The sequence below is a fragment of the Pseudophaeobacter sp. genome (assembly GCF_039971195.1).
Taxonomy (GTDB): domain Bacteria; phylum Pseudomonadota; class Alphaproteobacteria; order Rhodobacterales; family Rhodobacteraceae; genus Pseudophaeobacter.
Genome location: NZ_JBDWPJ010000039.1, coordinates 1 through 8301, shown reverse-complemented (window position 1 = coordinate 8301; position 8301 = coordinate 1). Strand labels below are relative to the sequence as shown.

At 58.2% G+C, this 8301-nt stretch carries 12 protein-coding genes and 1 pseudogene; 3 read left to right on the top strand and 10 right to left on the bottom strand.

What is annotated here, in order from left to right; genetic code table 11:
• From ABJP42_RS03225 to pyk, 9 genes and pseudogenes are all read right to left on the bottom strand, one after another.
• A pseudogene (locus tag ABJP42_RS03225) lies at nucleotides 1–136 on the bottom strand (phenylalanine--tRNA ligase subunit alpha); the annotation flags it as partial.
• 114 nt (nucleotides 137–250) lie between these two features.
• The gene (locus ABJP42_RS03220; protein ID WP_348338449.1) at nucleotides 251–1198 is read right to left on the bottom strand and encodes a YHYH protein; all 948 of its coding nucleotides are present in this window, start codon (nucleotides 1196–1198) and stop codon (nucleotides 251–253) included.
• A 203-nt stretch (nucleotides 1199–1401) separates the two neighbouring features.
• On the bottom strand, nucleotides 1402–1782 hold the full coding sequence (locus ABJP42_RS03215; RefSeq protein ID WP_348338448.1) for a heavy metal-binding domain-containing protein: 381 nt from the start codon (nucleotides 1780–1782) through the stop codon (nucleotides 1402–1404).
• Between the two features lie 44 nt (nucleotides 1783–1826).
• Nucleotides 1827–2093 (bottom strand): 50S ribosomal protein L20, encoded by a 267-nt coding sequence (locus tag ABJP42_RS03210; protein WP_348338447.1) that lies wholly within the window; start codon nucleotides 2091–2093, stop codon nucleotides 1827–1829.
• A 171-nt stretch (nucleotides 2094–2264) separates the two neighbouring features.
• Entirely contained in the window at nucleotides 2265–2630 is a 366-nt protein-coding gene (rplT, locus tag ABJP42_RS03205) for a 50S ribosomal protein L20 (protein ID WP_009809911.1), read from the bottom strand.
• Nucleotides 2631–2644: 14 nt separating this feature from the next.
• Complete coding sequence (gene rpmI, locus ABJP42_RS03200; RefSeq protein WP_009809912.1) at nucleotides 2645–2845, bottom strand: 50S ribosomal protein L35; 201 nt, start codon at nucleotides 2843–2845, stop codon at nucleotides 2645–2647.
• A gap of 115 nt (nucleotides 2846–2960) precedes the next feature.
• Nucleotides 2961–3182, bottom strand: coding sequence for a hypothetical protein (locus ABJP42_RS03195; RefSeq protein ID WP_348338446.1), 222 nt, complete (start codon nucleotides 3180–3182; stop codon nucleotides 2961–2963).
• A gap of 119 nt (nucleotides 3183–3301) precedes the next feature.
• Complete coding sequence (locus ABJP42_RS03190; RefSeq protein ID WP_348338445.1) at nucleotides 3302–3868, bottom strand: hypothetical protein; 567 nt, start codon at nucleotides 3866–3868, stop codon at nucleotides 3302–3304.
• 76 nt (nucleotides 3869–3944) lie between these two features.
• Nucleotides 3945–5390: a pyruvate kinase gene (pyk, locus tag ABJP42_RS03185; RefSeq protein ID WP_348338444.1), complete on the bottom strand. Its 1446-nt coding sequence runs from the start codon at nucleotides 5388–5390 to the stop codon at nucleotides 3945–3947.
• Nucleotides 5391–5547: 157 nt separating this feature from the next.
• Here pyk and ABJP42_RS03180 point away from each other — a divergent pair, with 157 nt between their 5' ends.
• The 3 genes from ABJP42_RS03180 (at nucleotide 5548) to ABJP42_RS03170 (ending at nucleotide 7061) form a co-directional block, all read left to right on the top strand.
• Nucleotides 5548–6285 carry an N-formylglutamate amidohydrolase gene (locus tag ABJP42_RS03180; protein WP_348338443.1) on the top strand — a complete coding sequence of 246 codons (738 nt, stop codon included), beginning with the start codon at nucleotides 5548–5550 and terminating at the stop codon, nucleotides 6283–6285.
• A 104-nt stretch (nucleotides 6286–6389) separates the two neighbouring features.
• Nucleotides 6390–6641, top strand: a complete 252-nt coding sequence (locus tag ABJP42_RS03175; protein ID WP_348338442.1) for a DUF6868 family protein — start codon at nucleotides 6390–6392, stop codon at nucleotides 6639–6641.
• Nucleotides 6642–6746: 105 nt separating this feature from the next.
• Entirely contained in the window at nucleotides 6747–7061 is a 315-nt protein-coding gene (locus ABJP42_RS03170) for a DUF1244 domain-containing protein (protein ID WP_348338450.1), read from the top strand.
• A 38-nt stretch (nucleotides 7062–7099) separates the two neighbouring features.
• Here ABJP42_RS03170 and ABJP42_RS03165 read toward each other — a convergent pair.
• A partial coding sequence (locus tag ABJP42_RS03165) for a MalY/PatB family protein (RefSeq protein ID WP_348338441.1) occupies nucleotides 7100–8301 on the bottom strand: 1202 nt, incomplete at its 5' end.

The following is an 8301-nucleotide window of genomic DNA, read 5'->3' as shown; positions in this document are numbered from 1 at the left end:
TCATCTTGCCCAGCTCGCGCATCTTCAGTGCCACTTCGCCTTTTTTACCAACGGCGGCGACCCGGATGGTCTCCAGCGCGTTTTCATCCGAGGCATCGGCGATCTGCCCGAGGTATTTTGCTTTAAGATCGTCCATGACGGTCCCCTGAGTTTGAGCTTAGGCTCTGCTACCACAAGAGAGGGCGAAAGCAAGGGGCCGTGGCCCTGCAGCGCCAAGATGCCGAAGGGTTATGGCGCAATGGCTGCGCTCCTAGCGGCGGCGAAAGTGAAAGCTCTGATCTGGCGTCCCGGTAAAACAGCGTGGCACCACCGGGAAAGTCCGGCTGAGGAAATAGGCATAGGTGCCCTGGGGGTATTCCGCCGAGACGGTAAAGGCGCCGTTGCACCGATCGAGGTTTCCGGCCCCCGCGACATAGGTATAGTCCTGAATGAAGGTCCCATCGTAGCGTCCGTCTGGCGCCTCGCCACCGGGGCGGGTTCCGGTCTTAAGCCGATAGGAGGAGGTCATTTCCCGCACGCCGCCTGAATTGCCCGTCAGCGCATAGATCGGAAAGCCATCGGCGGCATAGCCAATCAGCGGTGAATGACTGTCCGGGGTCCAGCCCAGCATCTCGGTCAGCCCGAGGGGGACCCCGTGGTAGTGATAGGTGCCCTGCGGCTGCACATGGGCGTGGTTTGCATCCAGCCCCAGCGCAATGGCTCCTCCCAGGGCGTTGTAGTCCCAGCCAGAGTTGCGATCGCCCTGCCAGAACTCTGCCGCCAGGGGATCAAAGACCACCCCATCGACGGAAACGCCAAAATTCCAGCCCATCACCAAGGGCGTGATCCGGCCTGCCTTGGTGGGGTTCAGCGGCACCTGCAAGGAAACCCGCTGTTCAGAGATCCGGTTGGGATTTCCGCGATTGGGGAACCGCCCCACCAGATGGTCCGGAATACCATTGCCAACAATGCGCAGGGACTTGCCCCGCTCGCTCACCGAAACCTCATTGGCTCCGGGATTGACCGTGGCAGGCACCAGATCGAGTGTGCCTGCGCGGGTTTCATCATGGTATCGCGAAGGTGGCCCGCTCTGGGCTCCGCGCGCGCCGCCGGGACCTCCCGGCGGCTTGGGGCCAGGGGCGCGTCCCTCAACCATGCAGGCCGAGACGACGGAGACCAAAAGGATGATGGCAAATACACGCACAGATACCCCGAACATAAATCTCTCCCTTACAAAGCAACATGGAGAGACTAACGTCCGGCCGGGGGTTTTCCGTCGCTTCTTTGACTTTGATGTGACAGTTTCTGACCCAAGTTCACAAATTGGCAAACTCCCAATATGGAAAAGCTCGCCCCATTCTGAACGGGCTCTATGGGTGCAAAAGCCCCCCCTTGCAGCAGGGGCGCCCGACCAAACGGAAGTTAGTTCACTAATTTGACCGCTGTTCCGGTGGATACCCGGCAGGCCCAACTAAGAGCACAGACTTTTGAATTGCCAATCCGTGCATTGATAATCGCATCCGCCCCCAATTCGGCGGCCTCGACCTGCAGTTTTCTGCGGGCCTGTGCAGCCGTTGGATTCGGGTGAAATGCCGTTGCCTTTGCAACCGTGGTACTGAGCTCGGCCAAGACTTCAAACTTACCATCATTGATTGTGTTCGACACAAGCACTGGAATCTGCTCGACCGGTGTCTCACTCGCCCGCTCTACTGCCTGGACATCACGTTCGATCCCAGCTGGGTAGGTCACTTGATCTCCGCAGGCAGCAAGCAGCACGGGCAGGGCAAAAAGAATTCGTTTCATCATAAGTCTCATTTAGAAGTTTCTGAGCAGATCAAATCGATCAGTTAGGCGTTAAGGCACGCAGTAAAGACGACATGCTGGCTTTCGGAGAAAACACCGCCGGGCTGAATCCCAGCCGCCTCTTCAGGGGTTATGAACCTGTACAGGTCGCCTTTGATACCCGCCTGTTTCCAACAGGTTTCGATCAAGGCCTTGGTGACTGTGCCGCCCTGATCCTGCACCGGCTCGGCAACCACGGCTTCCCCTCCGCCATTGCTGACGCAGCCAGAAAGCAATACTGCCGCCACGACCCCGATACCTTTGGTATTCATAGTGTTTTACCTGTTGTCTTAGTGTCCTGGTGGAACCTATTGAAACACGCCGCATAAGCAACCTGAAATTGAAGTGAAATCCACCAACATTCCCGCCTCAACCAAGACGAAGGCATGAAAAAAGCCGCCCCCGAAGGAGCGGCCTTTCAAATCTGCAAAGCTGTAAAAGCTTTAGGCTGCCAGAGCGGACTGGGCCTGGCGCACGATGGCACCAAAGGCTTCGGGCTCGTGCACGGCCAGATCGGCCAGAACCTTACGGTCCACTTCGATACCGGCCAGGTTCAGACCGTTGATGAAGCGGCTGTATGTCAGCGCTTCGTCGTGGCTGCGGACGGCGGCGTTGATACGCTGGATCCACAGGGCGCGGAAATTGCGCTTACGCTGTTTCCGGTCACGTGTTGCGTATTGATTTGCCTTGTCGACGGCCTGACGGGCGACTTTAAAGGTGCTCTTGCGGCGGCCATAATAACCTTTGGCTGCCTTGATGACCTTCTTGTGACGGGCGTGGGTTACGGTACCACCTTTAACGCGGGACATATCTCAAACTCCTCTTAGCGGTCGTAGGGCATATAGCCCTTGACGATCTTGGCGTCGGGAGCGGAGAGCTCCGAGGTGCCGCGTGCGTTACGGATGAATTTCTTGGTGCGTTTGATCATGCCGTGCTGTTTGCCGGCCTGAGCAGCCAGGACCTTACCGGTCGCTGTCACCTTAAAGCGCTTTTTGGCGCTCGATTTGGTCTTCATTTTGGGCATTTCCGTCTCCTTCAATGCGGGTTCGGTCTATGCGCGACTCGGCATGCCACTTCCGGCCGGCCACGCGAACAGGAGGGCCATGTACGAAAGCTCCGGCCAAAGGGCAAGCGATTTATCAGATAAAACGCCCCAGAACCGAGAAAAACACATCCGGAACCTGTTCCAACCGATACCCACCAGGGCGGGAGGTCATGGCAAAGGCGATGAGCCCACCACCAGAAAGAAGCAAAAGCGCCGAAATACGGGGGGGGCGATTCTCGCTCATGGCGGATAGAATCGAGGGGATGGACAGGCCTGCCAGGAAAATTCCTAAGATCAACGCCAGATCGCTATCCATCCCAATCCACCCAACCAAAAATACCAATAAATGTGATCTTAGCCAGTTTGCAACTATAGACCAAGATCACAAGCAAAGAGCGAACACAGGGCGAAATCAAAGCCCGCCGGCCGCATCCATCAGCCCGGGTTTGCCGAACGGATGATCTGCGGCGCTTTCTGATTTGAATAGGCCGCAGCCTCTTTGCGAACCTGCGCAATGTAGGTCTTGTTGTCAGCCAAAGCACTATCCGGCGCAGCTATGGCCAGGGCGGCGAGGCCACCGCCGAGCGCCAGAACAGCCCGTCTGTCCAGCTGAGTTTGCAGAATACCCCTTCCAGTCTTGGTGCTGCCTACCGCAACCCCAGCCGCCGCAGCGGCAATAACAAAGGAGGCACCAGTGTCCATCTCAGCCTTGGCAACAAGCTTGCCGCCTTTGACCATTGTTTTACCGGCCACTTTGACTGCCTTTTTGGCGCTGGCCTTGATCGTTTGGTTGATCTTTCCTGCCGTCGCGGTGCTCCAGGACTGACGGTAGCCAGACAGTGATTTACGTGCCGCCTGATCCGCTGCAACAGAAGCATTGTAGCTGGCCTTCTCAGCCGCTTTTAGGGATGGAGCAGGCTTTCTTTTGAAGAGCTTATAGGCTTCTGCCAGCATAATCGCGTCAGCATAGGCTTTGTGTTCGGCATTCAGGTTTAGTGTCATCAAAAAAAGTCCTTAGTTAATCGCGCTCAGACTACAATGCGCCCGGCTCAAATCAACTCAAGAATGCCAAGCCCCTTCACTCTGGGTCGAGGCTATAAATCAAACGCTCATCACAGGGGGCAACCCGCAGGATATTGGTGGTGCCGGGCACATTGAAAGGCACGCCCGCCGTGACGACGATCTGATCTGTTTCGGTGGCAAAACCACCAGCCCGTGCCGCCCGCGCCGCGCCGACAACAGCGCCCTTAAACCGGGACTGGTCCGGGGTCAGCACGCAGTAGCACCCCCAGCTCAGCGCCAGGCGCCGGGCCGTACGGGCCAGCGGTGTCAATGCGATGATCGGCACGCCGGGGCGCTCCCGCGCTGTCAGCAGCGCCGTGGTGCCGCTTTGGGTAAAGCAGCAGATCGCCTTGATCTCGGTCTTCTCAGCTATTTCGCGGGCGGCGGCGACAATGGCGTCCGCCACGGTATCACCTTTGGCCGAGCGCGAGGCGGCGATGATCTGCGTATAGGTGGGGTCAGCTTCGACCTCGGCTGCGACCCTGTCCATGGTCTGCACCGCCTCGATCGGATAGCTACCGGCCGCTGATTCCGCGCTCAGCATGATGGCATCTGTGCCCTCATAGATGGCGGTCGCCACGTCCGAAACTTCGGCGCGGGTGGGCATCGGGCTTTCGATCATGCTTTCGAGCATCTGGGTCGCCACGATCACCGGCTTGGCCGCCGCGCGGCATTTCCGGACCAGGCGCTTCTGGATTGGCGGCACCGCCGCTACGGGTAGTTCAACGCCAAGGTCGCCCCGCGCCACCATGATGCCATCCGAGGCATCGAGAATTTCACTAAACCGTTCAACAGCCGAAGGTTTTTCGATCTTCGACAGAACCGCCGCGCGGCCATCGGCCAGGCCTTTGGCTTCGAACACATCCTTGGCGCGCTGCACAAAGGAAAGCGCCAGCCAGTCCACGCCAAGGCCACAGGCAAATTCCAGATCGTCGCGATCCTTTTCCGAGAGCGCCGCCAGGGGCAGCTCCACATCCGGCACATTGACGCCCTTGCGGTTGGAAATAGTGCCGCCGATGATCACTTCGCATTCGGCAAAATCAGGGCCACAGGTCACCACCTTGAGGCGGATCTTGCCGTCATTGACCAAAAGATGCGCGCCAGGCTCTAGGGCGGCAAAGATTTCCGGATGCGGCAAGCAGACACGGGTCACGTCGCCTTCGGCCTCGTCCAGGTCCATTCGGAAGGCCGCGCCCGGCACCAGGACCTCTTCGCCCTTGGCAAAAACACCAACACGCAGCTTTGGCCCCTGCAGATCAGCCAGGATCCCGATGGAGCGATCCAGGTCTTGCTCCACTTGGCGGATGATCGCATGTTTTTCGGCAATCTCGGGCTGGGTACCGTGGGACATGTTCAGGCGGAACACATCTGCGCCGGCCTCAAACAGAGCGCGAATGGTCTCGTAGGTTTCTGACGCGGGCCCCAGAGTGGCGACAATCTTTACGTTGCGCGAGCGTTTCATCGGGCTTCTCCTCTAGGACTTCACATGGGGCACTGCGCCAGCACCTGGCTCTTCAGGCTCAAAATGTTAACGCAAACAGTATTCAGAGGGCTTATCGCCCAATTCCCATTCTGCTGCAACTGCAGTAAAGCTATTCTCAACAACAGGCGACAGATCAATGACATATGAACCTTTTTTTATCAAAGGGGCAGATCGCCCTGGCCGATGGCTGATTACCTGCGATCATGCTACCAATGTGGTGCCCCCCTTCGTTGGCGGCGGAGACCTCGGGCTACCTGCCGCCGATATGCAGCGCCACATCGCCTATGACCCTGGCGCCTATGCAGTGTCGACCCTGCTCGGAGAGATGTTGGATGCCCCGGTGGTGGCGTCGAATTTCTCCCGGCTGGTGATCGACCCCAACCGCGGCGAAGATGACCCAACCTTGCTGATGCAGCTCTATGACGGCACGATTATTCCCGCCAACAGACAGGCGGATATCGCCGAGCGCAAAAGCCGTCTGGATCGCTGCTATCGCCCCTATCACGCCGCCCTCGCTGAACTCGCAGCCCGGCCCGATACGATCCTCATATCGGTCCACTCTTTTACACCGCAGCTGCGAGGCCGGGCGCCGCGCCCCTGGGAGATTGGTATTCTCTACCCCGAGGATGAGGGGTTTTCCCCGCATCTGATCAAAGTCTTGCAGCAGCCTGGCGATCTTTGTGTGGGCATCAACGAGCCCTATACCGGCTACCTGCCCGGAGATGCGATCGACACCCATGGTACCAAGATGGGCCGCCCCAACAGCTTGATCGAGCTGCGCAATGATCTGATCGCGGATACCGCCGGGCAGCGGCTCTGGGCGCAACGACTGGCCGAGGTTCTGCCACAGGCCTTGGCTGCCTCACAACTTTAACAGTGTCCGGGATAATTCGAGTGGAAGCGCCTTGTGAAACCTCTCTCTCGGTCCCATCTTATGGGTGCGATCGCAATTCCAGAAACGCGTTAAAGGAGGTCCCGATGCCCCAAGGGCTGACTGTTGAAACACTCACTGCTTTCTTTGGCTGGTTGACCATTTTACATATGGGCTTCCTCGGCTTTACTGCCATTTTGCTATTGGCTTTCCGTGACCGGCTCGCAGGCCTGCATGCGGCGATAATGGGGATGGAGGAAGACAGCGTGAAGAAAGAGTATTTTGCCTATATGGCAAATTACAAAATCCTCATCTTTGTCACCGCACTGATGCCCTATCTGGCGCTCAAACTGATCTGAATCGCGACAGGATACTCCTTTGTGCGCAGCGTTGTGCGCCGCGCCCCGGGTTGCTAGAATGGTGCCAAACCCTGCCCAGCTGAGGAGCCACCCATGGATCAGAAGATCGACCCGCAAACCGAGATCGAACTCCAAGCCGCCGCCTTTCGTCGCCTGCAAAAGCACCTGATGGAAGACCGCACCGATGTGCAGAACATCGACATGATGAACCTCGCCGGGTTCTGCCGCAACTGTCTGAGCCGCTGGTACCAGGAAGCCGCCAATGAACACGGCATCGAGATGGGCAAAGTAGAAGCGCGTGAGATCTACTACGGCATGACCATGGAGGACTGGAAAGCCAACTACCAGACCGAGGCCAGCGCCGAAAAGCAGGCCGAATTTGAGGTCGCCTTCAAAGAGAATGTCACCGACAAGGCCTGAGCCTGGTGCCAGGGCGGAGCCAAGGATTGAGACTGAGCCTAGGCGAGGGTGCGAAGCGCGATCTGCAATTGATCCAGCGCTTGCTTCAGATCTGCGCGGCGACAGGCGATATTGACCCGCGCAAATCCACGCCCCTCGGCGCCAAAGGCCCGCCCTCGGGTAACGCCCCAACCCGCCTTCTGCCGCAAAAACCCTGTCAGGTCGGTTGGGTCCAGATCCAAAGCCCGAAAATCCAACCAGAGCAAAAAAGTACCCTCCGGTTCGATCAACTGGACACCCGGCAGATCAGGTAATTTCTGTTGCACCAAGGCAAGGTTGCCCTGGATGTAAGCCAATGCCGCTTCCAGCCATGGACCTCCACTGGTATAAGCCGCCTCCATCGCGACATTGGCAAAGGCGTTGTTCTTATTCACGGTCAGGCGGCTGTTGGCCTCCAGCATGGCCTGCCTGCGGCCCTCGTCCGGGATCACGGTGAAGGCCGCGCAACAGGCGGCGATGTTGAAGCTCTTGGCTGGGGAAAGACAGGTGATCGAGTTTTCCGAAAACCCCCGCCCCAGACTGGCAAAAGGGCGATACCTGTGCCCGACAAAAGCCAAATCGCAGTGAATTTCATCCGAAATCACCAGAACTCCATGTCGCAGACAGATCTCCCCTAGACGTCGCAGTTCCTGTTCCTGCCAGACCCGGCCAACCGGATTGTGCGGGTTGCACAGCAACAGTATCTGGGTGCCGGGATCTGAGGCCCGGCGTTCCAAATCTTCAAAATCCACCTCGTAGCGCCCGTCACGCAGCACCAACGGGTTGAGCACGGCCTCGCGGCCATTCTCTTTCAGGATATCGAAGAAATCAAAGAATACTGGGGGCTGTACAATCACCTTGGCGCCGGGATCAGAAAACAGGTTCACCGCCATCGCCAGCGCATTCAGCACATTGGGGGCGCGCAGAATATGAGTCCGATCAATCTGCCAGCCGTGACGCTGCTCCATCCAAGCGGTCAGAGCCGGGATCAGCCCCGGTTGCAGTGTCTCGTAGCCAAAAACCCGATGATCCAACCGCGCCTGCAGGGCGGCGCGCACCTGAGGCGCCAGGCAAAAATCCATATCGGCAACACCTGCGGGAAATAGATTGCCACCATCTGGCCCCAGCACCAATGGGTGCACTTTCAGTGCCGGCACCTGACGCCGATCAATCGCCTCATCAAAACCGAAGGGATCACCCGACATCGTCGGCCACCTGCACC

Excerpts from the sequence above, each read along its gene's own strand:
- pyk (WP_348338444.1), bottom strand. The coding sequence starts at position 5,390 with ATGAAACGCTCGCGCAACGTAAAGATTGTCGCCACTCTGGGGCCCGCG.
- ABJP42_RS03190 (WP_348338445.1), bottom strand. The coding sequence starts at position 3,868 with ATGACACTAAACCTGAATGCCGAACACAAAGCCTATGCTGACGCGATT.
- rplT (WP_009809911.1), bottom strand. The coding sequence starts at position 2,630 with ATGTCCCGCGTTAAAGGTGGTACCGTAACCCACGCCCGTCACAAGAAG.
- ABJP42_RS03175 (WP_348338442.1), top strand. The coding sequence starts at position 6,390 with ATGCCCCAAGGGCTGACTGTTGAAACACTCACTGCTTTCTTTGGCTGG.
- rpmI (WP_009809912.1), bottom strand. The coding sequence starts at position 2,845 with ATGCCCAAAATGAAGACCAAATCGAGCGCCAAAAAGCGCTTTAAGGTG.
- ABJP42_RS03210 (WP_348338447.1), bottom strand. The coding sequence starts at position 2,093 with ATGAATACCAAAGGTATCGGGGTCGTGGCGGCAGTATTGCTTTCTGGC.
- ABJP42_RS03180 (WP_348338443.1), top strand. The coding sequence starts at position 5,548 with ATGACATATGAACCTTTTTTTATCAAAGGGGCAGATCGCCCTGGCCGA.
- ABJP42_RS03220 (WP_348338449.1), bottom strand. The coding sequence starts at position 1,198 with ATGTTCGGGGTATCTGTGCGTGTATTTGCCATCATCCTTTTGGTCTCC.
- ABJP42_RS03195 (WP_348338446.1), bottom strand. The coding sequence starts at position 3,182 with ATGGATAGCGATCTGGCGTTGATCTTAGGAATTTTCCTGGCAGGCCTG.
- ABJP42_RS03215 (WP_348338448.1), bottom strand. The coding sequence starts at position 1,782 with ATGAAACGAATTCTTTTTGCCCTGCCCGTGCTGCTTGCTGCCTGCGGA.